This window comes from Agathobacter sp. LCP21S3_B2 (assembly GCF_052118705.1).
Lineage (GTDB): Bacteria > Bacillota > Clostridia > Lachnospirales > Lachnospiraceae > Roseburia.
This window is the reverse complement of record NZ_JBQKGQ010000008.1, coordinates 48,701-71,875: the sequence shown is the minus strand read 5'-3', so window position 1 is coordinate 71,875 and position 23,175 is coordinate 48,701. Positions and strand designations below refer to the sequence as shown.

23 protein-coding genes and 2 tRNA genes are annotated in these 23,175 nt (G+C 44.6%); 5 read left to right on the top strand and 20 right to left on the bottom strand.

The window, feature by feature from the left end; genetic code table 11:
• Positions 1 to 215 precede the first annotated feature (215 nt).
• From ACTQ1L_RS07455 to ACTQ1L_RS07385, 15 genes are all read right to left on the bottom strand, one after another.
• Positions 216 to 377, bottom strand: coding sequence for a hypothetical protein (locus ACTQ1L_RS07455; protein ID WP_173840514.1), 162 nt, complete (start codon positions 375 to 377; stop codon positions 216 to 218).
• A 508-nt stretch (positions 378 to 885) separates the two neighbouring features.
• Complete coding sequence (fba, locus tag ACTQ1L_RS07450; protein WP_321110620.1) at positions 886 to 1,752, bottom strand: class II fructose-1,6-bisphosphate aldolase; 867 nt, start codon at positions 1,750 to 1,752, stop codon at positions 886 to 888.
• Positions 1,753 to 1,883: 131 nt separating this feature from the next.
• Positions 1,884 to 2,768: a diacylglycerol/lipid kinase family protein gene (locus ACTQ1L_RS07445; protein WP_441366327.1), complete on the bottom strand. Its 885-nt coding sequence runs from the start codon at positions 2,766 to 2,768 to the stop codon at positions 1,884 to 1,886.
• Positions 2,769 to 3,638 carry a DNA-binding protein WhiA gene (gene whiA / locus ACTQ1L_RS07440; protein WP_117993769.1) on the bottom strand — a complete coding sequence of 290 codons (870 nt, stop codon included), beginning with the start codon at positions 3,636 to 3,638 and terminating at the stop codon, positions 2,769 to 2,771.
• A 1-nt stretch (position 3,639) separates the two neighbouring features.
• A complete protein-coding gene (rapZ, locus tag ACTQ1L_RS07435) occupies positions 3,640 to 4,515 on the bottom strand; it encodes an RNase adapter RapZ (RefSeq protein ID WP_441366326.1) in 876 nt (291 codons plus the stop codon).
• Positions 4,515 to 5,474 carry a UDP-N-acetylmuramate dehydrogenase gene (gene murB, locus ACTQ1L_RS07430; RefSeq protein WP_441366324.1) on the bottom strand — a complete coding sequence of 320 codons (960 nt, stop codon included), beginning with the start codon at positions 5,472 to 5,474 and terminating at the stop codon, positions 4,515 to 4,517. Before murB ends, rapZ begins: the two co-directional genes overlap by 1 nt.
• A 16-nt stretch (positions 5,475 to 5,490) precedes the next feature.
• The gene (locus ACTQ1L_RS07425; RefSeq protein WP_441366322.1) at positions 5,491 to 6,900 is read right to left on the bottom strand and encodes an aminopeptidase; all 1,410 of its coding nucleotides are present in this window, start codon (positions 6,898 to 6,900) and stop codon (positions 5,491 to 5,493) included.
• Positions 6,901 to 6,906: 6 nt separating this feature from the next.
• Positions 6,907 to 7,848, bottom strand: coding sequence for an HPr(Ser) kinase/phosphatase (gene hprK / locus ACTQ1L_RS07420; protein WP_441366321.1), 942 nt, complete (start codon positions 7,846 to 7,848; stop codon positions 6,907 to 6,909).
• Positions 7,849 to 7,906: 58 nt separating this feature from the next.
• Entirely contained in the window at positions 7,907 to 9,781 is a 1,875-nt protein-coding gene (gene uvrC, locus ACTQ1L_RS07415) for an excinuclease ABC subunit UvrC (protein WP_441366319.1), read from the bottom strand.
• Between the two features lie 242 nt (positions 9,782 to 10,023).
• Positions 10,024 to 12,135, bottom strand: coding sequence for an ATP-dependent zinc metalloprotease FtsH (ftsH, locus tag ACTQ1L_RS07410; RefSeq protein ID WP_441366318.1), 2,112 nt, complete (start codon positions 12,133 to 12,135; stop codon positions 10,024 to 10,026).
• 246 nt (positions 12,136 to 12,381) lie between these two features.
• A complete protein-coding gene (locus tag ACTQ1L_RS07405; protein ID WP_321110608.1) occupies positions 12,382 to 13,986 on the bottom strand; it encodes a CTP synthase in 1,605 nt (534 codons plus the stop codon).
• A gap of 135 nt (positions 13,987 to 14,121) precedes the next feature.
• A complete protein-coding gene (locus ACTQ1L_RS07400) occupies positions 14,122 to 14,298 on the bottom strand; it encodes a DUF6472 family protein (RefSeq protein WP_012741592.1) in 177 nt (58 codons plus the stop codon).
• A gap of 41 nt (positions 14,299 to 14,339) precedes the next feature.
• The gene (locus tag ACTQ1L_RS07395; protein WP_012741591.1) at positions 14,340 to 14,516 is read right to left on the bottom strand and encodes a DUF4250 domain-containing protein; all 177 of its coding nucleotides are present in this window, start codon (positions 14,514 to 14,516) and stop codon (positions 14,340 to 14,342) included.
• 67 nt (positions 14,517 to 14,583) lie between these two features.
• The gene (locus ACTQ1L_RS07390) at positions 14,584 to 15,087 is read right to left on the bottom strand and encodes an NUDIX hydrolase (protein ID WP_015515696.1); all 504 of its coding nucleotides are present in this window, start codon (positions 15,085 to 15,087) and stop codon (positions 14,584 to 14,586) included.
• A gap of 37 nt (positions 15,088 to 15,124) precedes the next feature.
• Positions 15,125 to 15,745: a M48 family metallopeptidase gene (locus tag ACTQ1L_RS07385; protein ID WP_441366314.1), complete on the bottom strand. Its 621-nt coding sequence runs from the start codon at positions 15,743 to 15,745 to the stop codon at positions 15,125 to 15,127.
• A 116-nt stretch (positions 15,746 to 15,861) separates the two neighbouring features.
• On the opposite strand from ACTQ1L_RS07385, the gene ACTQ1L_RS07380 reads away from it, so the two are divergent.
• On the top strand, positions 15,862 to 16,500 hold the full coding sequence (locus tag ACTQ1L_RS07380) for an endonuclease III domain-containing protein (RefSeq protein ID WP_321110604.1): 639 nt from the start codon (positions 15,862 to 15,864) through the stop codon (positions 16,498 to 16,500).
• A gap of 271 nt (positions 16,501 to 16,771) precedes the next feature.
• Here the strand turns inward: ACTQ1L_RS07380 and murI are convergent, their stop codons facing one another.
• Positions 16,772 to 17,548, bottom strand: coding sequence for a glutamate racemase (murI, locus tag ACTQ1L_RS07375; protein WP_441366313.1), 777 nt, complete (start codon positions 17,546 to 17,548; stop codon positions 16,772 to 16,774).
• Between the two features lie 67 nt (positions 17,549 to 17,615).
• Here murI and ACTQ1L_RS07370 point away from each other — a divergent pair, with 67 nt between their 5' ends.
• Positions 17,616 to 18,032 carry a FeoC-like transcriptional regulator gene (locus tag ACTQ1L_RS07370; protein ID WP_441366311.1) on the top strand — a complete coding sequence of 139 codons (417 nt, stop codon included), beginning with the start codon at positions 17,616 to 17,618 and terminating at the stop codon, positions 18,030 to 18,032.
• On the opposite strand, the gene ACTQ1L_RS07365 is transcribed toward ACTQ1L_RS07370, so the two are convergent.
• Entirely contained in the window at positions 18,033 to 18,533 is a 501-nt protein-coding gene (locus ACTQ1L_RS07365) for a DUF6106 family protein (protein WP_321110601.1), read from the bottom strand.
• 131 nt (positions 18,534 to 18,664) lie between these two features.
• Between ACTQ1L_RS07365 and ACTQ1L_RS07360 the strand changes: the two genes are divergently transcribed.
• Entirely contained in the window at positions 18,665 to 20,704 is a 2,040-nt protein-coding gene (locus tag ACTQ1L_RS07360; protein ID WP_441366309.1) for an amylo-alpha-1,6-glucosidase, read from the top strand.
• On the opposite strand, the gene ACTQ1L_RS07355 is transcribed toward ACTQ1L_RS07360, so the two are convergent.
• Positions 20,679 to 21,740, bottom strand: coding sequence for an NAD(P)H-dependent flavin oxidoreductase (locus ACTQ1L_RS07355; protein WP_441366307.1), 1,062 nt, complete (start codon positions 21,738 to 21,740; stop codon positions 20,679 to 20,681). The genes ACTQ1L_RS07360 and ACTQ1L_RS07355 overlap by 26 nt on opposite strands.
• A 345-nt stretch (positions 21,741 to 22,085) precedes the next feature.
• Between ACTQ1L_RS07355 and ACTQ1L_RS07350 the strand changes: the two genes are divergently transcribed.
• Both ACTQ1L_RS07350 and ACTQ1L_RS07345 read left to right on the top strand, forming a co-directional pair.
• Positions 22,086 to 22,158, top strand: a tRNA-Phe gene (locus ACTQ1L_RS07350).
• Between the two features lie 26 nt (positions 22,159 to 22,184).
• Positions 22,185 to 22,255, top strand: a tRNA-Gly gene (locus ACTQ1L_RS07345).
• 164 nt (positions 22,256 to 22,419) lie between these two features.
• On the opposite strand, the gene ACTQ1L_RS07340 is transcribed toward ACTQ1L_RS07345, so the two are convergent.
• Both ACTQ1L_RS07340 and ACTQ1L_RS07335 read right to left on the bottom strand, forming a co-directional pair.
• Positions 22,420 to 22,896, bottom strand: coding sequence for a DUF6465 family protein (locus ACTQ1L_RS07340; RefSeq protein ID WP_441366305.1), 477 nt, complete (start codon positions 22,894 to 22,896; stop codon positions 22,420 to 22,422).
• Positions 22,897 to 22,919: 23 nt separating this feature from the next.
• A complete protein-coding gene (locus tag ACTQ1L_RS07335; RefSeq protein WP_308657191.1) occupies positions 22,920 to 23,174 on the bottom strand; it encodes an HPr family phosphocarrier protein in 255 nt (84 codons plus the stop codon).
• Between the last annotated feature and the right edge of the window lies 1 nt (position 23,175).

Below are 23,175 nucleotides of genomic sequence, written 5' to 3'. Positions count from 1 at the left end.
ATTTGATTATAATTATACAATTTAGCATTGCTTTAGAGACCTTATAAGACCAATAAAACCTCGTTTCTTTACCACATAATGTTTATTATGTGGTCTTTTTTATACTTAAATACGTAAAAAGGCAGATGTAGGAATGTCCCACATCTGCCTTTTGGACTATTTGTCGCTATAATGACCCTGGCACGAATATGCATCTCCACTCCGTGGACTGCAGATTACTCACTTGCCAGCTTCTCTAACTCTTCCATTGATTTTGAAATTACCTTTCCATCTTTAGCTTGCTGAATCGAAGAATTAAGTTTATACATATATTCTTCATTCTTCGACAATATTCCAGATACTGATTTTATCGAATCTTCTGTCACATTAATTGACATATCACCACACCCTTTCTTTCATAATTATATTGTTGTTCGCCATCATTTAAATATTGTATCGAACAAAATACTACCTGCTAGCTCATTGTAAAAAGCTAAATTTGATTTTTTAGTTGAATTTTCACTTAATACGTGTTATATTGATTATACAAAAAGGGTGCCACCGATAGACGGTTGCCCCGATAATTGTTAAGCTTTAGAAAAGCCGCTCAGTTTTCTCAGGACATGGGCGGCTATTTCTGTGTGTTGTTGTTATCTTTGCCAAGGGAATACCCTATTCCAAAGCAGGTTAAGCCAAAGCTTACCACTGCGATAAAATCTCCAAAATTTATCATAGCTTAATAAGATTTTCAATGTAAATTGTATTTTTATCACAAAAAAGCCCGGCACGAATGCCAGGGCTTTTTTAATATACAATTCTTACAGCCACTTGTGTGCACAATTATGAGACGAGACGGGAGCATATCCGCGAGCTTGTCGCACCACCACACACTAAATTATGGCAATATTATTCAGCCTTTCCAACTGATCCGAAAAGCTCCATCTTCTCCTTAACTGTTGCCTTGATAGCCTCAGCACCAGGAGCAAGAAGCTTACGAGGGTCAAATCCCTTGCCCTCAAGATCCTTTCCGGCCTCGATGTATTTACGTGTTGCATCTGCGAATGAAAGCTGGCACTCTGTGTTAACGTTGATCTTAGATACTCCAAGGTCGATTGCTTTCTTAATCATATCAGCTGGGATTCCTGTACCACCGTGAAGTACTAATGGCATAACACCTGTCTTCTGCTGGATAGCGTCAAGAGTCTCAAAGCTGAGTCCCTTCCAGTTTGCTGGATATTTTCCGTGGATGTTTCCGATTCCTGCTGCAAGCATATCTACACCAAGATCAGCAACTCTCTTGCACTCATCTGGATCTGCGCACTCGCCCATTCCAACAACTCCGTCTTCCTCGCCACCGATTGAACCAACTTCAGCCTCGATAGACATGCCCATTGCATGAGCAACTGCTACTAACTCTTTTGTCTTTTCAACGTTCTCATCGATTGGATAATGAGATCCGTCGAACATGATTGATGTGAAGCCGGCCTTGATGCACTTGTAGCATCCTTCGTATGTGCCGTGATCAAGATGAAGTGCTACAGGTACTGTGATACCGAGCTCGTCATGCATAGCCTTAACCATTGCTGCTACTGTACCGAAGCCTGTCATGTACTTTCCGGCACCCTCAGATACACCAAGGATTACAGGGCTCTTAAGCTCCTCTGCTGTTAAAAGTACTGATTTTGTCCACTCAAGGTTGTTGATGTTGAACTGACCTACTGCGTAATGTCCTTCTTTTGCTTTCTTAAGCATTTCTGTTGCAGATACTAACATATTTTTTCCTCCTGTTAATTAAAAGCTAATGTTATTATATTACATAACCTTATAAAAATAAAGTTAAATTTTTAACACAATCAGACAAAAAATTGTGTACTATTACTATTTTATGTCCGATTTTGTATTTATCAACACATAATGGTAATCTGTTTGTTCAGATTAGTGATAGTCAGATCGGTGTGGCTGCCGCCAAACTCTCCGTCGAGTGTCCACGGTACCTCCTCCTCACTCTCCACATGCAGCTCACTGGTCTTGAAGGAGTAGATGAGCTCATTGTCATTTTCACGGTTTGCCAGTCCCGCAAGTATCTTGTTGAGCTCGATTGGGTTTTTTGGATTCTTGATGAGCGTCACCTCAAAAAGGCCGTCATCAAGCAGTACGTCAGGACCTGATATGCCCTTGAAGCCTCCTACCGAAAGGGAGTTGGTCACCATTCCATATATAAACTCATCCTCTATTATCTCACCGTCATGGCTCACCTTCATCGTGTACGAAGTGATATCCATCAGGTGCTTTGCACCCTCTAAAATATATGCGGCATGTCCCAGTATATTTTTCATCTGCTGCGAGGTCTGGTAGGATACCTCTGTAAAAAGGCCAAAGGCTGCGACATATACGAAGGTATCTCCGTTGAAGCCTCCCACATCACACGGGAATGGAGTACCGTTTACGGCAACTCTTGCGGCCTCCTCCATATTTTTTGGTATGCCGAGAGAGTTTGCAAAGTCATTGGTGCTGCCCGCAGGGATGTATCCTATCGGTACATTTACCTCGCTTTGCTCCATGCCGGTCACTACCTCGTCGAGTGTGCCGTCTCCACCGCTGCACACTACAAGGTCATACTTCTTAGCATTTTTCCTGACCTTTTTTATGGCATCCCCCTGACACTGTGTGGGATAAATGGTGATTTTGTATCCGGCCTTTGTCATGATGTCCACGATATTTACCAGGTGCTCCTTTATGAGTCCCTTGCCTGATTTAGGGTTAAATACAAATAAAAGCTTTTTCTTCATCTATCTCAGTTCCTCCGCAATCGCCGATAATTTTCTAAGCCTGTGGTTGACTCCCGATTTGCCCATTGGCGGATCCAGATATCCTCCGAGCTCCTTTAGCGGTGCATCCGGATATTCAAGCCGAAGCAGCGCCATCTCCCGAAGCTGCGCCGGTAAATCATCGAGTCCTCTCATTTTCTGTATCAGTCTGATATCCTCTATCTGCTTTACTGCCGCATTCACAGTCTTGCTGATGTTTGCGGTTTCGCAGTTTACTTTACGGTTTACACTGTTGCGCATTTCCTTTAATATGCGCACATTTTCCAGCTTCATGAGTGACACATACGCCTCCATGATGTTGAGACTGTCCACGATGTGGGCGCCCTCCTTTATGTACACTACATAGTGCCCCTTGCGCTCTACTATCTTGGCATCCGTATCAAAGCCGCACAAGAGCTCCTGAAGCTGCTTTGCCTGCTCTTTCGTATGACACACTATCTCAAAATGATACGCTTTGTTGGGGTCGCTTATCGAGCCTGCTGCCATGAAGGCTCCCCTGATAAAGGCTCTCTTGCAGCATGTCTGCATAAGAAGCAGTCCGTCTGCGGTCTGTCTGTTGACAGGCTGTGCCGTGATTTTAAGCGCTGCAAGTATCTTTCCGGTATCCTGCTCATCCAGCGCCTTTGTGGTATCTGTGCCAAAGGCACGCTTCATAAGTGTGGCATATTTATTTAAAAGCAGCAGGTTTTCGGTGTCGAGCTCAAGTCCCTTTGTTTTTTCATTGATACGGCCCGAAAGCTCTATGATGCCTGCAAGCTCAGCGAGCTGACAGTGCCTGCTCTTTGATATCTGCTTTGCCAGCTCTTCCTTTACATCACTGGAAAATGACATGTTATTTACCTCTCAATGCATCCTTTCCTATGTCGCGATGCTCTATCTTAAGTCCATAGTCATTACAGCCGCTAAGCCTCTTGTACAGCTCGTTTGCAAGCGTTACCGAGCGGTGCTTGCCTCCGGTGCAGCCTATAGATATAACAAGCTGGTTCTTGCCCTCAGAGATATAGTTTGGAATGAGAAACTTTATCATATCATCAAGCTTGTCGATAAACTCATTTGCCTCCGGAAACTGCATGACATAGTCCTGTATCTCCTTATCATTGCCGGTTTTCGCGCGTAGTCCGTCCACATAGTAGGGATTTGGCAGAAACCTCACATCCATGACTATATCAGAGTCTGACGGTATGCCATACTTGAAGCCGAAGGACAGTATCGTGATAAACAGATTTTTGTAATCCTCATTCTGCACAAATATCTTTTCCAGCTCAATTTTAAGCTCCCTTGTGAGAAGCTGGCTTGTGTCTATGATATAGTCAGCATTGTCCTTTAAATACTGCAGCTTTTCCCTCTCAAGCACGATGCCCTTATTGATGCGCTCACTTCCTGCGAGAGGGTGATTACGCCTCGTCTCCTTGTATCTCTTGACGAGCACCTCATCCTCAGCATCGAGGAAAAGTATCTCATACGGAAAGTTTTTCTGCCTTAGCTGCTTGAGCGTCTGTGGAATCGCATCAATTCCTGAGCCGTTTCGCACATCTATGCCGACTGCCACCTTGGACACATCACTGTGGAAGGTGTTTGAAAAGTCTATGAGCTTATCTAATAGCTGTATAGGCAGATTGTCTATACAGAAATATCCCATATCCTCCATCATTTTCATTGCTGTGCTTTTTCCGGCACCTGACATGCCCGTCACTATTACAAATTTCACTAGAATTCTCCAATCATCTTAACTTCCGGTTCGAGCTTCACTCCAAACTGCTTTAAAACTGTTTCCTGCACATCCTTTATGAGTGTCAGGACATCCGCTGCAGTGGCTTCGCCCTTATTGACTACAAAGCCGCAGTGCTTCTCCGACACCTGCGCATCTCCCACGCTGTAGCCTCGAAGGCCTGCATCCATGATAAGCTTCCCTGCAAAATAGCCCTCCGGTCTCTTAAAGGTGCTGCCTGCACTTGGGTACTCAAGCGGCTGCTTCTCCACTCTCTTTGCGCGAAGCTCTGCCATATATGACTTTATCTCATCCTTAGGCTTTGGTGTGAGCCTGAATCTGGCTGACAGCACTATATAGCCCTTTTCCGGGACTATACTGTGCCTGTAGGATAAGTCAAGCTCATCCCTTGTGACAGTCTTTAGTTCGCCCTCTGCTGTAAGCACTGTGGCATCGATTAGGACATCCTTTATCTCTCCGCCGTAGGCTCCTGCGTTCATGACTACCGCACCGCCAACACTTCCCGGGATGCCCGATGCAAACTCAAGACCTGAAAGCGATGCCTCCGCTGCCTTTGCCGCCACTGCTGCAAGGATAGCCCCGGCACCCGCTGTGATGATATGACCGTTGTCTTGTGCTGTGAGGTCCTGCGCTGTGCTTTGCTGCGCCACAGCTTCTGTCACCTCGATTTCGGACAGGCCTTTTCCAATACCAATTACAAGGCCTCTGATGCCCTTATCTCCTACCAGCAGATTGCTTCCGTTTCCTATCACTGTAACCGGCATATCACATGCCTTAGCCATCTCTATAAGCCTTGAAATCTGGCTCATATCAGGCTCTGCATAGTAATCTGCCAGGCCTCCTATACGGAAGGTCGTGTGTTTTTTCATCGGCTCATCCTGCAGGAGACCAAGCTGCGGCAATTGTTCTGTTACACTTTTTACAAATGTCTGATTCATCTTATATTCCTTTAGCCTATGCTTCCTTCAAAAATGCAATGTAGCCTCTGAATGCCTCATATAAATCGACCTTGCTGATGATTTCCCATGGCGCATGCATGTTGAGCACTGGCACACCGCTGTCAATAACATTCATGTCATAGTTTGCGAGGATATATGCGATTGTTCCGCCGCCTCCCTCGTCTACCTTTCCAAGCTCTGCTGTCTGGAATGAAACATCTGCTGTATCCATGATATTTCTAAGCCTTGCAACATACTCTGCGTTGGCATCGTTTGAGCCTGATTTGCCTCTGGCGCCTGTATATTTGTTGAATACAAGGCCCTTTCCGAAGTATGCCGAGTTCTTCTTTTCCATAACCGATGGATAGTTCGGGTCAAAGGCTGCTGATACGTCTGATGAGAGTACCTTTGAGTTTTTCAGTGCACGTCTGACTGCAAGCTCGCTATAGTCTCCTGCCAGGTTCATCACCTCTGCCACACAGTTTTCGAAAAAGCGTGACTGCATGCCGCTGGCTCCCACTGAGCCGATTTCCTCTTTGTCCACGAGCAGGCATACACTTGTATATTCCGGTGCGCCCTCTATTTCAAGCATAGCTCTGTATGAAGGATATGCGCACACTCTGTCGTCGTGGCCGTAACCCATGATCATACTTCTGTCAAGTCCGTAGTCTCTTGCCTCTCCGGCAGGTACCACCTCTATCTCTGCTGAAAGAAAATCATCCTCGTCCACACCGTACTCCTGTGAAAGTATTGTGAGGATATTGGCCTTTACTCTCTCCTTGATATCCTTGTCGTCCTCGTCCTTTTCCGGTCCCGGTATGCTTCCGATCAGCACATCAAGGCTCTCGCCCTTTATGACCTCTGAAGCCTTCTTGCCCATCTGCTCGCCTGACAGGTGAATAAGCAGATCGCTCACGCCCACTACTGGATCATTTGGCTTGTCTCCGATATTGACTGTCACTGTGCTGCCATCCTTTTTACAGATGACTCCGTGAAGTGAAAGCGGCAGTGTGACCCACTGGTATTTCTTGATGCCGCCATAATAATGTGTGTCTAAAAGTGCCATGTCTGTGTCCTCGTATAAAGGCACCTGCTTTAAGTCCATTCTAGGTGAATCAATATGTGCTCCGAGGATATTCATACCCTTCTCAAGAGGCTTACTGCCCACGATAAACAGTGCCAGTCCCTTTCCCATATTGTTTGCTATGATTTTATCTCCTGCCTTTACGCTCTTTCCTGTCTCGATGAGCTCATCAAGGTCCACAAAGCCGTGTCCTGTGGCGTCAGCATAAACTGCTGCCGTGCACTCGCGCTCTGTCTTGCAGCCGGATATGAACCTTCTGTAATCCTCAGCAAATGCAAATAATTTTTCTCTTTCAGGTCCCTGGGGATATTTCTCCCAGGCGTTTTTCCTTTCTATTGCCATGATTTATTATACCTCCGAATTTTTTGTAAGATTTGCCTGGACGCGGCGATACAGCTCCTGAGCTGCATTGTAGCCCATCTTCTTTTGTCTGTGATTGACTGCTGCTGTCTCTACGATGACCGCCAGATTACGTCCCGGTCTGATTGGCAGTGAATGACACACTACCTTGTTGCCGAGATACTCAGCATATTCTTCCTCGAGGCCGAGTCTGTCGTACTCTGCCTCCTTCTTCCAGTCCTCGAGCTTGATTACGAGGTCTATCTGCTGTTTTTCCTTTACACACTCTACTCCGTAAAGTGTCTTGACATCGATGATTCCGATGCCACGAAGCTCTATAAAGTGTCTGGTAATCTCAGGCGAAGTGCCCATGAGCGTATGCTCGTTGATCTTTCTGATTTCCACCACATCATCCGTCACGAGACGATGGCCTCGTCTGATGAGCTCGAGTGCAGCCTCACTCTTTCCGATACCGCTCTCACCTGTGATCATTACTCCCTCACCGTATACATCTACCAGCACGCCATGCACTGTGATGCATGGTGCGAGCTGTTCGCCAAGACAATAGATGAGCTCAGCCATAAAGCTTGATGTGGAACGACCTGTTGACAGCACCGGTATGCTGTGTTCTCTGGCCTCTTCCATAAATATCTCATCCGGCTGTAAATCTCTGCAGAAGATGATACATGGTATATCAAACTCCATGAAGCGGCTATAGCGCTCTTTTTTCTCGCTGTCGCTCATCTTCTCTATATAAGTATACTCTACATTTCCGATAATCTGTATTCGTCTCTCCTCAAAATGATCAAAATATCCTGAGAGCTGAAGCGCCGGTCTGTTGACGTCCGAGCACTCTATCGCCCTCTCCTTTAGGCTCATCTCTTTTGTGAGATTGTTGAGATCGAGCAATTCTGCTACCTTTGCAACTGATACTGAGTGTAATGCATTCATTCGCGGTCCCCCTTGATGTATATTTGTTTTTTAGTATACCACAGATTAGCTTCAAAATCTACGTGGCAGAGTGGAAAAATGCATACACTGCCTGTGCTGCTTTCTCGTTCATGGTCTCTGTCTGCATAAGGTCTTCGACATCTGCTTCCTTTATCTTCTCCAGCGACTGGTAGCGGCGCATGAGCGCCTTTCTGCGCGCCGGCCCTATGCCTTCAATATCATCAAGCACCGAATGTACCTGACTTTTTGAGCGCAGTGACCTATGAAACTCTATTGCAAAGCGGTGTGCCTCATCCTGTATTCTCGTGATGAGCTTGAAGCCTTCGCCGTGGCGGTCGATAGGTATCTCCACATTGTTGAAATAAAGACCTCTTGTGCGGTGGAAATCATCCTTCACCATGCCACACACAGGTATGTCGAGTCCCAGCTCGGAAAGCACCTGAAGGCATATATTTACCTGACCTCTTCCACCATCCATCATTATAATATCAGGAAAACGGTTGAAGCTGCCTATTTCCTGTGGAGAGCCATCTTTTTCAAGCTGCTTCTGTTCTTCCATGCCATGTGTAAAGCGGCGTGTGAGCACCTCGTGCATTGACGCATAATCATCAGGTCCCGTAACTGTGCGAAGCTTAAACTTTCTGTAATCGCTCTTTTTAGGCTTGCCCTTCTCATACACTATCATGGAGCCGACTGTCTCAAAGCCGTTGATATTGGAAATATCATAGGCCTCCATACGGTTTAAGCCGTGTAAGCCCAAAAGACCCTCGATTTCCTTTACAGCTCCTATTGTGCGCCCCTCTTCTCTCTTTATCCGCTCCTTATCCTGGCTGAGCACTAAGAGTGCGTTCTTGTAGGCAAGCTCAACAAGCTTTTCCTTCATGCCCTTCTGCGGCACCTTTATATTCACCCGCCTGCCTCGCTTTTCGCTGAGCCACTGCTCCAAAACAGCCATATCCTCTATCTCACTCTGCAGCATGACCTCGCGCGGTATAAAAGGTGTTCCGGAATAAAACTGCTTCACAAAGTTATTTAACACATCATCCGCAGCCTCCTCGCTTCCGACCCTCACATGGAAATGGTCTCTGCCTATCAGCTTTCCGTTTCTTATGAAAAATACCTGCACCACTGCATCAGTATCGTCATTTGCCAGTGCTATGATATCCTTATCCTCGCCGTCGGCATTTGTTATCTTCTGCTTCTGTGCTACCTGTTTCACACTGTTTATCAGATCCCTGTATTCAGCCGCCTTCTCAAACTCCATGCTCTCTGAGGCCTTTAGCATTTTATCGCTAAGAGCCTTTATTGTCTGCTCATAGTCGCCGTTTAAGAAATCTATCGCGCCCTTTACAGATATGGCATACTCTTCCTTCGTCACATACCCCTGGCATGGTGCATTGCACTGGTGTATATGATAGTTGAGGCACGGCCGGTCTGCTCCTATATCACGCGGCAGCCTGCGGTTGCAGGTGCGAAGCTTATAGATTTTGTTTATCAGATCTATCGAGCTTTTCACCGCAGAGGCACTCGTATACGGACCAAAGTAACGGGATTTGTCCTTTTTCATCTGACGCGAAAACAGCACCCTCGGATAGTCCTCTCCCAGTGTCACCTTGATGTACGGATATGTCTTGTCATCACGAAGCATAGTATTGTACTTTGGTGTATGCTCCTTTATCAGGTTGCACTCCAAAACAAGGGCCTCAAGCTCAGAGTCGGTGACTATATACTCAAAATGATCTATATGCTCTACCATCTGTTTTTTCTTGATGCCCTCATTGTGGCTCGCCTGAAAGTACTGATGTACTCGCTTCGTCAGGCTTTTGGCTTTGCCAATATATATGATTACATCATCCTTGTCATGCATAATATAAACTCCCGGGACATCCGGGAGTTTTTTTAATTCTTCTTTGATATCAAATGTTTTTTCCATATTCGCTCTTTGGGTTGGTTGTGGTGGAGTTTCGCACTTTTAGGTTGTGTGGTTGCCGGCATGGCACACAGTGTATTCATATTTTCTTTCTGAACACACTATGTGCCCTCCGGCTTTTTTCAGTTTATGTGTGCGAAACTCTTTTCTACTGCGCTTTTTTTGTGCGAAATTCTTTTTTCGCTCTTTCGCTACGCGAAAATTGCTTGGTTGCTCGTTGTGTTCGAAAATTGACCTATAAGGTACTAGTTATTCAATGTATTATCATCCGGCGCTGTATATTCGGAAGATTCATTTGTATCTGCAGGCTTGTCTGTGGCGTTACGAAGGAGCGGATCTGCTGCTGATGTCTCATCATTCTGTGCATTTTCCTGCTCTTTGCTCTCTTCACCATCTTTTTCCTCGTCCGGGTCAGGGAGTCCCTTCATATCGCGGAACATCTTCATGAATTCCTTACCTGTGATTGTTTCCTTCTCGTAGAGATAATCTGATATACTGTCGAGGATTTCTCTGTTTTCATCGAGGAGTTTCATTGCCTCTGCGTAGCTGCTGTTGATGATTGAGAGTACCTCATCATCTATCTGCGATGCTGTATTCTCTCCGCAGATTAATCCTGCTCCGCCCTCTAAGTACTGGTTTTGTACTGTTGCAAGGCACATCATGCCGAATTTATCTGACATTCCGTACATAGTTACCATGGCACGGGCTATCTTTGTGGCATTTTCTATATCATTTGCGGCTCCGCTTGTGACTGAGTTAAATACCAGCACCTCTGCGGCACGACCTGCCATATATGTTGTGATTTTGGCGAGAAGTTCGTCCTTTGTCTCAAGGTATTTCTCCTCCTCAGGTGTCTGGAGTGTATATCCGAGTGCTCCCATGGTACGTGGTACAATTGTGATTTTCTGTACAGGCTCTGTATTTTTCTGCAGAGCTGATACAAGTGCGTGTCCAACCTCATGGTATGAGACGATTTTTCTCTCTTTATCGCTCATGACACGGTCCTTCTTTTCCTTGCCGCCGACTGCTACAAGCTCGAAGGCTTCAAAGAGGTCAGCCTGGTTTACAAGCTGTCTGCCGTTTTTGACTGCATTGATGGCAGCCTCATTAATCATATTGGCAAGATCTGAGCCCACAAGTCCTGCTGTTGCAAGTGCCAATGCATCGAGGTCTACCGACTCATCCATCTTGACATCCTTTGAGTGTACCTTTAAGGTCTCCAGACGTCCCTTTAAGTCAGGCTTATCAACTATGATTCTTCTGTCAAAACGTCCCGGACGAAGAAGCGCCTTATCAAGCACCTCAGGGCGGTTAGTTGCTGCTAATATAAGTAAGCCCTTTGATGTATCAAAGCCATCCATCTCTGCAAGGAGCTGGTTTAGTGTCTGCTCACGCTCGTCATTGCCACCGCCGTATCTGCTGTCACGGCTCTTTCCTATTGCATCTATCTCATCGATAAAGATAATACATGGTGCCATCTTTTGTGCTTCCTTGAACAAATCACGCACTCTCGAAGCTCCGACTCCGACAAACATCTCCACAAAGTCTGAACCTGCAAGTGAGAAAAACGGTACTCCTGCCTCTCCTGCTACTGCCTTGGCAAGGAGTGTCTTACCTGTTCCCGGAGGTCCCACGAGAAGCGCTCCCTTAGGAAGCTTGGCTCCGATATCTGTATATCTCTTCGGATTGTGAAGGAAATCAACAACCTCCTGGAGAGATTCCTTTGCTTCATCCTGTCCCGCAACATCCTTGAAGTTGACGCCTGTGGACTTCTCCACATATACCTTGGCAGTCGATTTGCCGACTCCCATCCCCATGCTGCCACCCATCTTCTTTGAAACAAATGCTAAAAGCACCCACAGCAGAATAAGCGGAACTATAAAGCTTAATATATTAAAAATCCATGTAGATGTATTATCAGGTATCGCTGCCTTTATCTCAATAGACTTGCCCTCTGAGGTCTTTGCTTTTTTGAGTGTCGGCACAAGCTCATCATCAGCCACACGGCCTGTGTAATATGTGATGTCATAATCCTTGTGTCCGTCATCCACAAGCTTGTAGTCTATCTCGTAGGAATCAAACTCCACGCTCTTGACATTACCCTTGTCGAGCTGTTTTATGAAATCACTGTATGACTTTTCCTGTGTGCTGGCATGCGATATGCTGTTTGATATAAGTGCATACACAAACAATGCCACGAGTGTCAGCAGGATAAATGCCATGATACCCTGTCCGCCACGGTTGTTTCTGCCACCGTTTCCACCAGGTCTGTTACCACCGTTATTTCCGTTTCCACCGGACCCATTATTGCCCGGGCCATTGTTGTAATTATAGTTATTAGGTCCCTGATTATCCATATTTTCTCCGTTCTTTTCTTATTTATTACAAGCTTCAAGACAATTTTGACCTGTAATTTTTATAGTCATTCCCATGAAACCCTATCCCCGAAAAATATCATTACAGACTTCTTATTTTCCGAGGAATATATTGTATATGAAACCGTCTCCTCACCATATAAAGTGTGAAGCTTCACTTTATTATAAGAAAAAGTGCGGTCAAAATCAACCGCACTTTCTAAATATTGTATTAAATATAACGAAAAATTATCTGTTCACCTTGTTTGCCGCCTCTATGAAGCCATGGAAAAGCGGATGTGGACGGTTCGGACGTGACTTAAGCTCCGGATGTGCCTGTGTGGCTATAAACCACGGATGCTCCGGAATCTCAATCATCTCCACGATTCTGCCATCAGGTGATGTACCGCAAAGCTTCATGCCATGCTCTGTGAGAGCTGTTCTGTAGTCATTGTTGACCTCATAACGATGACGATGACGCTCACTTATATTCTCTGTACCATATACCTGGTATGCCTTTGATGTCTTGTCGAGTACACATGGATAAGAGCCAAGTCTAAGTGTACCTCCGATATCCTCTATTCCGTTCTGGTCAGGCATAAGTGCGATAACCGGATGAGTAGTGTTTGGATCAAGCTCTATACTGTGTGCATCATTGAACATACACACGTGGCGCGCATACTCGATGATTGCCACCTGCATTCCAAGGCAGAGTCCCAGATATGGGATATTGTTTTCTCTGGCATACTTAGCTGCTGCAATCATGCCCTCAACACCACGGTCTCCAAAGCCTCCCGGAACGATAATTCCCTGAATGCCCTTGAATACCTCTGCTGCATTGTCATCGTTAAGCTCCTCTGAGTCAACCCACTTTATATCAACTGTAGTATGCTCAGGAATACCGCCATGCTTCAGTGCCTCAACAACTGAAATGTATGCATCGTGAAGTGCTGTATATTTTCCCACAAGTGCAATCTTGACCTCTTTATCAGGATGATGGAGATCCTCAACCATCTGCTTCCAGTCTGCAAGATCCGGCTCAGGACAGTCAAGATTCAAGCACTCGCATGCAACCTTTGCAAGATTCTCCTGCTCCATGGCAAGTGGTGCCTCATAGAGATACTCCACATCAAGGTTCTGTAATACGTGTGAATTAGGTACATTACAAAACAGCGCAATCTTGTCCTTAAGCTTCTGATCAAGCTCATGCTCTGAACGGCATACAATGATATCCGGCTGGATTCCCATACCCTGAAGCTCCTTTACGCTGGCCTGTGTAGGCTTTGTCTTGAGCTCTCCTGACGCCTTGATGTATGGAATCAGTGTCACATGACACAGGATGGCATTGTCGTGTCCCACCTCATGCTGGAACTGTCTGATTGCCTCGAGGAACGGCTGACTCTCGATATCGCCGACTGTACCACCCACCTCGATGATTGCGATTGTGGTATCCTCAGATGTGAAATTCCTGTAGAATCTGCTCTTTATCTCATTGGTGATATGAGGGATAACCTGTACTGTTCCTCCGCCGTAGTCACCACGACGTTCCTTCTGTAATACTGACCAGTATACCTTTCCTGTGGTGACGTTTGAGTTCTTTGTCAGGCTCTCATCAATAAAACGCTCATAGTGTCCTAAATCAAGATCTGTCTCAGCTCCATCGTCTGTTACAAACACCTCTCCGTGCTGAATAGGGTTCATAGTACCCGGATCAATATTAATGTATGGATCGAACTTCTGCATTGTCACCTTGTATCCACGAGCTTTTAAAAGACGTCCAAGAGACGCTGCGGTAATTCCTTTTCCAAGACCGGAAACAACTCCACCGGTGACGAACACGTATTTTACAGGCATAATTTTCCTCCTTATCAATATGCTTTGTATATTTGTAAATTCTTAATTTTTAAAATAACCAACTTATTATACAGCCTTAAATTGATTAATGCAATTTATTTTTTAATTATATTTATTATATTTTGTTATAATGCTTCACATCTGGTGACGGACAACCCTGTATTCATCGCCTGAGCGGTAAAACGGACAGCGCTTATAGCTGCTCTGGACAAATCTCGCCATATCATCCTCGTCCATATTTACCGAGCAATAATACTCCTCATCATCCTCATCATATTCATTGTATGCACAAAAATCGCAGCATGTCTCCATTATCTTATCCTTCCATCACTTTTAATATGTATGCTGAAAATCTACTTAAACTGATTGACAGTCTCGTCATATTTGTAATCAATCTGTGCAAGCTTGTCGCAAAGCTCTTTCTCATCAATATCATATGCTGCCGCAAGCTCCTTCAATCCTGAATAATTGTCCCGAAGCTGTGTGTTTACAAAGCTAAGCAGCATAACCGGATCCTTTGGTAATGCCATAATCTGCTCCTTATAATTCTATGTAATCTTATAATTCTATGTTATCTTATTATCATAATCATAGCAATTAATTTTCAAATACCTGCTTTATGCTGTCATAGTGTAGGAACACACCCTGCGCAGCAAGCTCTTTTATTTCATCGAGTGTGGCGATTTTAAATCCAAGTGCCTCCTCTGTCTGAATCTGTACGTCAGATTCCTTGAAATCAAGCTCAAAGCGATAAACATCCACGAAATAGTTGTCACCCTCGCCCGGATTCTCTCTGTGATAGGTATAGGCAAGCCCTCCCGGACACTGTGATACATCAAGGCCTACCTCCTCCTTCACCTCTCTGCAGACTGCGGTAAATGAGCTCTCACCTGCCTGTGCAGCTCCTCCTGAAACCTCCCACCAGCCCGGTGCCCATGCCTTTGTCATGACACGCTGTGTGATAAGAAATCTGCCATCTGGTCTGTGAATCACGCCAAGCACTGAAAGATGATACTCTCCATCCTTAAGTATCCAGTCGTTTTTTTTCATTGTACGGCCTGTCGGCTTTTTATCCTTATCGTATATATCCCAAAATTCCATTTGAAGCATCCTTTCTCTAAGTGAGTCTTTAATAATATCATATCATATCCTGCGCAGAAAAGCCAGCTAGTTGTTTACGCAGCTTTTTGCTTTCCGGCAGATAATATTCCATCAGCGACCAGAACCTGGCATTGTGACTTGGCTCGAGCAGATGTGTAAGCTCGTGGACCACCACATACTCTGCGCACTCCGGTGGCACCTTAGTCAGCAGGAGGTTGAAATTCAAATGATGTGACTTCACATTGCATGATCCCCACCTTGTCTTCATCTTCTTTATTGTAAAGCCTGCTGACTTCACACCCATAACCGGCTCCCATTTGTCGATAAGCCTCTGTAGCTGCCTTTTAAGCTCCAGACGCAGCTCCCTCTCCATGAAGGGTGCCAAAACCGGTTCCTGTTCCTTAAGCTGTCTTGCGACAAGCATTTCCTGCATGGTCCGCTCAATCCAGTCTGATTTACTTTCCACGAATTTCCTGATTTCCGTATCACTCATGCCATACGGAGCACTCACTGAGAGGGTGCCATCCGTGTCCTTCACGCGAAGATACATATTTTTTATTCTTTTCCTAGTTACTTCTATTGTATATCTGTTATTTATATATATGATATTTGTATATCTTTTATTTGCATATGCGTTATTCATATTTTCCAGTTTCACACCGTTCCTCTCACGTAATCCGCTCCACGTAAATCCATTTTACAATCTCCGCGCATTTTTGTATACTATAAAATAAAGTTACTGAATAGTTACAAAACAAATATAAGGAGGCTCATATGACAAAAGAAAAATTAGCCCTTGAAGTAATAAAAAGACTAAAGACCGCATATCCTCGCACCGACTGTACTCTCGAGTACGACGAGGCCTGGAAGCTGCTCGTATCAGTCAGACTCGCTGCCCAGTGCACTGATGCCCGCGTAAATGTAGTCGTGGTGGATTTGTTCAAAAAATATCCTTCCATCGAGGCTCTCGCCGATGCTGATGTTTCCGACATAGAGGAAATTGTGCGTCCATGCGGCCTGGGAAAGAGTAAGGCCCGTGATATAAGTGCCTGCATGAGGATGCTTCGCGACGATTTTGGAGGTCTTGTACCTGACAATATGACTGATCTGCTGAAGCTGCCGGGAGTCGGCAGAAAGAGTGCCAACCTGATAATGGGTGATGTGTACGGCAAGCCTGCCATCGTCACCGACACGCACTGCATACGCCTTTGCAACCGTATAGGACTTGTAGATGGAATAAAGGATCCGAAAAAGGTAGAGATGGAGCTTTGGAAAATCATACCGCCCGAGGAGAGCAACGACTTCTGCCACAGGCTTGTGGACCATGGACGCGCCGTATGTACTGCACGAACCACACCGCACTGTGACATGTGTGTGCTGAACGATATATGTGGAAGCACCGTGCATATTTGAAACAGTAAGGCTGTGGCTTGCAGCCTTACTGCAAAACGTGAGAAAGGACCGCGATGTTACACTCGGTAACAACGCGATCCTTTCTCGAGGAGTTTAGTTATGAAAATGTTTATTAATAAAAAGGGAATAATGTAAAAGGTTTTGTTCCTCTTACAAGAACAAGTATATGTGGTAATTATGTCCTAAGAATGTACGTTTTAAAAACATTCTATAAATTATAATAATATTATTTTATACTTTTTTTAGAATTGTAACATTCATGACATAATATCTAAATTTCCTTGTTAAAAAGCTGTTTACATAACTGAATTTTAGCTTCATGCTGTTCACCTGTCAGACTATTCTGAAAGTCCACGGTTCCTGCCTCCATACTTTCAGTCAATAATTTTTTTTCTTTCAGACGGCGCTTCATTTCACGTGCTGTGCCATTTCCGCCATCAAACACGCGCACCTTATCTCCCAGCACATCCTGTATCATTCTTCGAACAAACGGATAATGTGTACAGCCCAATACAACTGCATCTATCTCATCATGCGAATATGAATACAAAAGCTCCTCAAGATACTGTCTCACGTCATCGCCGTACAAGTCGCCTCTCTCAACGAAATTCATAAGCCCCGGACACGGCAACGGAATAATCTTGCCTAAGCTTTTGTATCTGTCCATGAGCTTTTTGAGCTTTTCCTCACGGATAGTCATAGGTGTCGCCATCACAAGCACTGTCGGATTTTTCATAAAAAGCATAGCAGGCTTGACCGCCGGCTCTATTCCCACAATCGGAATATCGGGATATTTTTCCCTGAGTATACGGACAGCCGCACTGGTTGCTGTATTGCAGGCCACCACAAGTCCCTTTGCGTGCTGCTCCTCAAGCAGCTGCCTTGCATGCTCAAGTGTCAGCGCGCGAACCTGTTCTAAGGTTTTCGTGCCATATGGCGCATTAGCCGAGTCTCCATAATATATAAAATCTTCATGTGGCATTACTTCCACCAGGTTTTTCAAGACACTGATTCCTCCGACTCCTGAATCAAAAACTGCGATTGGCATTAGCCCACACTTCCTTTCTAATAGTAAATATGTTATACTGATATTATATTTTTGGGAGGTAATATTTATGGAACATTCTCAAAGTCTTTTTGACAACGTAAAGGTATGTGAGAACTGCAAGAGACCACTGCCTTATAACTATACAGAAGCTCTTTGTCCGCGCTGTCTGGATATGATGCTCTTCCGAGAAGTAAAGGAATATATCCGTACCCACGATGTCAATGAGTATGACGTGGCACAACATTTTAATATTCCTCTTCGGCAGGTAAAAAACTGGATAAAAGAAGGGCGTATCGAATATAAAACCACAGAACACCGTTCCACCATCGAAGGGCTTCACTGTCAGCGCTGCGGTGCTCCTGTCAGCTTTGGTACCCTTTGTCCAAAATGCCTTCGCCTGTTAAACGGCACCAAAGGCTATGCCAAGGGTGTTGAAGCCGGTAAACAAAATTCAAAAATGTACCATTTAGAAGGAGAGGAGTAATTACTCCTCTCTTCTTTTAACCTTTGATCTGTATTTTTTCTCCACCTCTGTGAGGAACTTGTCATCAAGCTCCGCCTTTATAAGCACATTCTCTTCAGGTGATTTGATGACAATATCATAATAAGGTACATCCTTCTGACCTGAGGTATAGTCTATTTTCTTGAGCTCATTTCCATTCTCGTAATTGTATACGCTTCTGTCTCCTGCCGGTGCGATTACTGCTACAGACTCCATGCTGTATATTCCAAGACGCTTTCTGCGGCTCTTGTTTTTAATTTTGGCAAAACGCAGCTCTCCGTCAAAATATGAATACTCAAACTCAGTATTCTGTGCCATAATCATAAGATATGCAACAAGCCCAAATACTACTGCAAATAAAATACCCGGTACAAAGCCGATGCAGATAGTCAGAAGGCTTATCGCCGCAAGAGCTACAAGCAGGTACGAAACAAATACCAGCGCCACATTTTTTTTACGCGCAATCAATGTAAATACTTCCATTATAATTCTCCTTTGCATATTGAAAATATATATCTTTATAATGATAACAGATTTTTGCCGTTTCGTATAGATTTTTTCATGGTTATAGGTTAAAATATTATAAAAATTTAGTGAAATTTTGGAGAGTTAAGATGCAATTTAACATAAAACTGCAAAATGATTTCAAAAACAACATAAGAAGGGAGTGGGCTTTGACCAACGGCCTTGGCGGATACGCCGGTGGCTCAATCACAGGCGCAATAAACCGCACGCACCAGGGCTATCTGATTGCAAGTCTCCGCTCTCCTGTGCAAAGATATGTCTGCTTCTCAAAGACAAACGAAAAAATAGTCGTAGGAAATCATACCTTAGACCTCTCAAGTGACCAGTTCAAGGGCGGACGCTACACCGACGGTATCCAATATATAAGCGATTTCACATACGACGGAACCATATGCTTTACATATGAAGCCGGTGACATCACCATTAAAAAACACATCGCACTGGCTCAGGGGAGAAACCTTGCTGCCGTGGCATACGATATTTGCAACAGGGGAGAGGCCTCTAAGCTTTTGATTACGCCTCTTATGAACTTCCGTGAGCACTCTGAAAGCTCCACCGTCGATTCATTAAAATTTGAGGTTCAAAAGCAGGAGCACGGCTTTAGTCTCATCCCAAAAGCACAGGATGACCACTGTATCCGCATTGCTTTTTCAGGCGGAAAGCTTATTGAAAGAAACGACAAATATATCTGCGACCTTGAGGCTCAGACCGAGGTGGACAATGAAGTGCCTGGTCTTGACTGTGCATTTTGCCCATATGACGTGAGTGTGGATATTCCTGCCTCTGCTTCAATGCATTTTTCTGTAATGTGCGATATCGTACCGCTTGAAGCCTGTAATGACAACTCAGGCACAGCCTTCGCCAAACACCTTGTTTCTGATAACGAAAGTGCTTTTGAAATACTACGTGCGCAGCTTGACTATACTGATGAGCTGATTAAAAGAAGCGGCTTCACTGATGACTTTGCCATAAAGCTCGCTGTGGCTGCCAACCAGTTCATCGCATACAGACAGTCAACAGGCTATGACACTGTACTCGCCGGGCTTCCTTGGTTCACTGACTGGGGTCGCGACACTATGATTTCATACACCGGTCTGACTCTTTGCACCAGCCGTTTTGAAAAGGCTCATGATATACTCCTGACCTTTGCCAAGTACTGTAAAGACGGGCTCATCCCAAATATGTTCCCGGACAGTGGACTTAAGCCTCTTTACAACACTGTAGATGCATCACTGTGGTATTTTTATGCTGTCTACAAATATCTTGAATATGTAAATACCCCGGATGCCTATGAATTTATAAAGAAGGATATTTATCCTTGCTTAAAGGATATCATCTCTACCTACAAAAAAGGCACTGATTTTTCCATATATATGGATACCGACGGGCTTATTCACGCCGGAAGTGGACTCGACCAGGTCACATGGATGGATGTGCGTGTCGGCGACTGGGTTGCTACACCTCGTCATGGCAAGCCTGTCGAAATAAATGCACTTTGGTACAACGCACTTTGCACCATGGATATGCTACAGGCTAAGTTTGGCGATAATGATGACAGCTACAGACAGCTTGCTTCACTCGTAAAGGATTCATTCAACAAGCGCTTCTGGAATGAAAACACAGGCTGCCTGTATGATGTGGTTGACGAGGATGACGATACTATCCGCCCAAACCAGATTTATGCCGTAAGCCTGCCATTTACCATGCTTGACAGGGAGCGTGAAAAAGCAATTGTGGATACGGTAATGGACAAGCTGTATGTGGGCTGTGGACTGCGTTCACTCTATCCTGACCACAAGGATTACCATCCGATTTACATTGGCTCTCTCTCAAAGCGTGACCATGCCTATCATCAGGGAACAGCCTGGGGCTTTCTGCTCGGTGCTTTTATCAGTGCCTATGTAAAGGTAAACGGCCGCACGAAGGCGACCGCTTTATGCGCCGACAAGCTGCTTGACCCTGTAAGGGAGCATCTGCTTAACAACTGTATCGGCTCAATATGTGAAATATTTGACGGCGATGCCCCTCACAACGGCCGTGGCTGCTATGCACAGGCATGGAGCGTAGGTGAAATACTCCGCTGCTACTGCGAGGATGTACTTCCTATGCTCCCACAAGCTCACTCATAAGCTCGTGTACCGTGGTAATCCGGTTTATGTGGCCCACATTGGCACCGCAGAATACCAGACCATTTTGCATATCTCCTTTAACCGCTGCAATCAGTGCCTTCGTAATACAGTAAGGCACTTTTGCAGGGTTACATTTCTCAAGACAATTGTAGCACTTTGTGATAGGCTGCTTTTTCTTTTCCAAATCCCTGATAAACTCATTTCTGACAGCACGCCCCGGCATTCCTACAGGGCTTTGTATAATCTGTGCATCAGACTCCTTCGCAGCCAGATACGCCTGCTTGTAGGCATCCGATGCGTCACACTCCTCTGTCGCCACAAAACGGCTTGCCACCTGCACTCCGTCGGCTCCAAGCTCCATGCAGTGCATGACATCCTCGTGTGTAAACACTCCGCCCGCTACAATTACCGGAATGTGCTTTTTAAACTTCTCCTCATATGTCTTTGTGCATTTAATAATTTCCTTAATCTCGCTGTCATAATCCATATGCTTGATATCTGCAAGCTGCTCTTTGGAAAAGCCCAGATGTCCACCGGCCTTTGGTCCCTCGATAACAATAAAGTCTGCTGTGCGGTTGTATCTGTGTGCCCACATTTTAAGAATCAGGTTTGCAGCTCTCTTTGAGGAAACAATAGGTGCAATCTTTGTATGCGATTTCTCATCAACAAGCTCAGGCAGCTCCATCGGAAGTCCTGCTCCGCTTATAATAACATCAGCCCCTGCTTCAACCGCAGCCAGAACATGCTCCTTGTAATGCTTAAGAGCCACCATGATATTGACACCTACCATTCCATATCCACAGGCAAGCTCCTTCGCCCTCTTAATATGCTTCTTGATAGCAATCAGGTTAGCCTTCGCCTGGTCCTTTTCAAACTCCGGCTCCTCAAAGCCAATCTGGGCAGTGGAAATCACACCGACACCACCTTCCTTGGCAACAGCTCCGGCCAGTCTGCTAAGGCTCACTCCAACTCCCATACCGCCCTGTATAATAGGAAGCTTTGCAACCATATCTCCGATTCTCAGTTCTCTCAACATAATATGTACCTCCGAATTCCTGTATAAACTCATACATTCTATATTTATGCTCCATCTGCCTTTTTGCATCTCAGGCTGTGGAAACACTAAAGCGCTTATACATATTCATTTTTGTTTTATATTTGATATTCAAATTATTTGATAATCAAACATATATACATGATATTCCTTTACGGTATTCATGTCAAGATAAAATTATATTATTTTCTATTTTATATGGTTTTCAATACTACTTTTCTTGTTTTTTGTAACTATCCAGAATTGTTTATTAAATATAATAATTCTCGAAATTTTATATTGACATCCACATACAAATCGTGTAAAATATTTTTTGTTGTGAGACAAGCCCAGTTAGCTCAGTTGGTAGAGCAACGGACTGAAAATCCGTGTGTCTCTGGTTCGATTCCGGAACTGGGCATTATACAACAAATTAAATATTCCTATGCGGGTGTAGTTCAATGGTAGAACACCAGCCTTCCAAGCTGGATACGTGGGTTCGATTCCCATCACCCGCTTTTTTGCTGCCCTTTTTACGTACTGTTCAGACGAAAGCTCTGACAGTATTTTTTATATGCGCCACTGCACCATAAAAAAGCCGATACATCGTATTTAAACGAATGCATCGGCTTTTTATTTACGCTTGATAAATATGTATTTCTGATTATTTGATTATATCTGATTAGAATAAATCTACACGACCAGAAAACTTATCATTGATAACATAGTATGCAGAATATTCCTCAGGCTTGATGTAGATGCTGAGCTTTCTGATGAAACCTGCCTTATGTCCCTCTGCAACGAACTGAGCCTTAACACGCTCCTCGATAGCTGCTGTGTCAACCTCGCTGTTCTGGTACTGAACGATAATTTCAGGCTTTACAGGCTCTTTCTTTGCAGCCTTTGTAGCTTTTACTGTTGTCTTCTTAACAGTTTCCTTGATATCTGCCTTAACCTCAGCCGCTTTCTCAGCAACCTTCTCTGTTGTCTTCTCTACTGCCTTCTCAACCTTCTCTGTTGTCTTCTCTACGGCTTTTTCTACTTCATTCTTTACATCAGTCTTTGGCTCTGACGCTACAGATGTCTTTACTTCTTCTTTTTTTGTCTCAACCGGTGCTACTACCTGCTTCATTGTCTTTGAATTATTCTTTTTACGCATACTATTTTCCTCCTCACGCGCACTTATTCACATACTAAAAAGTTTTCAATTGCTACTAATGCTTCCTGCTCATCGTCACCCTTTGTAACGATATCAACATTCATTCCATCTGAAGGATTAAATGCCATAATTCCCATAATACTCTTGGCATTAATCTTGCGGTTCTCACTTTCCAATGTAATCTCGCTGTCGAACTTGCACGCCACCTGAACAAGCTCTGCAATTGGATTGTCATGACCCTCAGATACTTTTGTTACGACAATACTTTTCTTACTCATA

What these genes read in the sequence shown, in the direction of transcription:
- ACTQ1L_RS07355 (WP_441366307.1), bottom strand. Translation starts at nt 21,740, where the DNA reads ATGTTGAGAGAACTGAGAATCGGAGATATGGTTGCAAAGCTTCCTATT.
- ACTQ1L_RS07380 (WP_321110604.1), top strand. Translation starts at nt 15,862, where the DNA reads ATGACAAAAGAAAAATTAGCCCTTGAAGTAATAAAAAGACTAAAGACC.
- ftsH (WP_441366318.1), bottom strand. Translation starts at nt 12,135, where the DNA reads ATGGATAATCAGGGACCTAATAACTATAATTACAACAATGGCCCGGGC.
- ACTQ1L_RS07390 (WP_015515696.1), bottom strand. Translation starts at nt 15,087, where the DNA reads ATGGAATTTTGGGATATATACGATAAGGATAAAAAGCCGACAGGCCGT.
- ACTQ1L_RS07335 (WP_308657191.1), bottom strand. Translation starts at nt 23,174, where the DNA reads ATGAGTAAGAAAAGTATTGTCGTAACAAAAGTATCTGAGGGTCATGAC.
- ACTQ1L_RS07455 (WP_173840514.1), bottom strand. Translation starts at nt 377, where the DNA reads ATGTCAATTAATGTGACAGAAGATTCGATAAAATCAGTATCTGGAATA.
- ACTQ1L_RS07370 (WP_441366311.1), top strand. Translation starts at nt 17,616, where the DNA reads ATGGAACATTCTCAAAGTCTTTTTGACAACGTAAAGGTATGTGAGAAC.
- hprK (WP_441366321.1), bottom strand. Translation starts at nt 7,848, where the DNA reads ATGAATGCATTACACTCAGTATCAGTTGCAAAGGTAGCAGAATTGCTC.
- ACTQ1L_RS07400 (WP_012741592.1), bottom strand. Translation starts at nt 14,298, where the DNA reads ATGGAGACATGCTGCGATTTTTGTGCATACAATGAATATGATGAGGAT.
- ACTQ1L_RS07360 (WP_441366309.1), top strand. Translation starts at nt 18,665, where the DNA reads ATGCAATTTAACATAAAACTGCAAAATGATTTCAAAAACAACATAAGA.
- murI (WP_441366313.1), bottom strand. Translation starts at nt 17,548, where the DNA reads ATGCCAATCGCAGTTTTTGATTCAGGAGTCGGAGGAATCAGTGTCTTG.
- ACTQ1L_RS07340 (WP_441366305.1), bottom strand. Translation starts at nt 22,896, where the DNA reads ATGCGTAAAAAGAATAATTCAAAGACAATGAAGCAGGTAGTAGCACCG.
- uvrC (WP_441366319.1), bottom strand. Translation starts at nt 9,781, where the DNA reads ATGGAAAAAACATTTGATATCAAAGAAGAATTAAAAAAACTCCCGGAT.
- ACTQ1L_RS07445 (WP_441366327.1), bottom strand. Translation starts at nt 2,768, where the DNA reads ATGAAGAAAAAGCTTTTATTTGTATTTAACCCTAAATCAGGCAAGGGA.
- ACTQ1L_RS07395 (WP_012741591.1), bottom strand. Translation starts at nt 14,516, where the DNA reads ATGGCATTACCAAAGGATCCGGTTATGCTGCTTAGCTTTGTAAACACA.
- ACTQ1L_RS07425 (WP_441366322.1), bottom strand. Translation starts at nt 6,900, where the DNA reads ATGGCAATAGAAAGGAAAAACGCCTGGGAGAAATATCCCCAGGGACCT.
- whiA (WP_117993769.1), bottom strand. Translation starts at nt 3,638, where the DNA reads ATGTCATTTTCCAGTGATGTAAAGGAAGAGCTGGCAAAGCAGATATCA.
- fba (WP_321110620.1), bottom strand. Translation starts at nt 1,752, where the DNA reads ATGTTAGTATCTGCAACAGAAATGCTTAAGAAAGCAAAAGAAGGACAT.
- murB (WP_441366324.1), bottom strand. Translation starts at nt 5,474, where the DNA reads ATGAATCAGACATTTGTAAAAAGTGTAACAGAACAATTGCCGCAGCTT.
- ACTQ1L_RS07365 (WP_321110601.1), bottom strand. Translation starts at nt 18,533, where the DNA reads ATGGAAGTATTTACATTGATTGCGCGTAAAAAAAATGTGGCGCTGGTA.
- ACTQ1L_RS07405 (WP_321110608.1), bottom strand. Translation starts at nt 13,986, where the DNA reads ATGCCTGTAAAATACGTGTTCGTCACCGGTGGAGTTGTTTCCGGTCTT.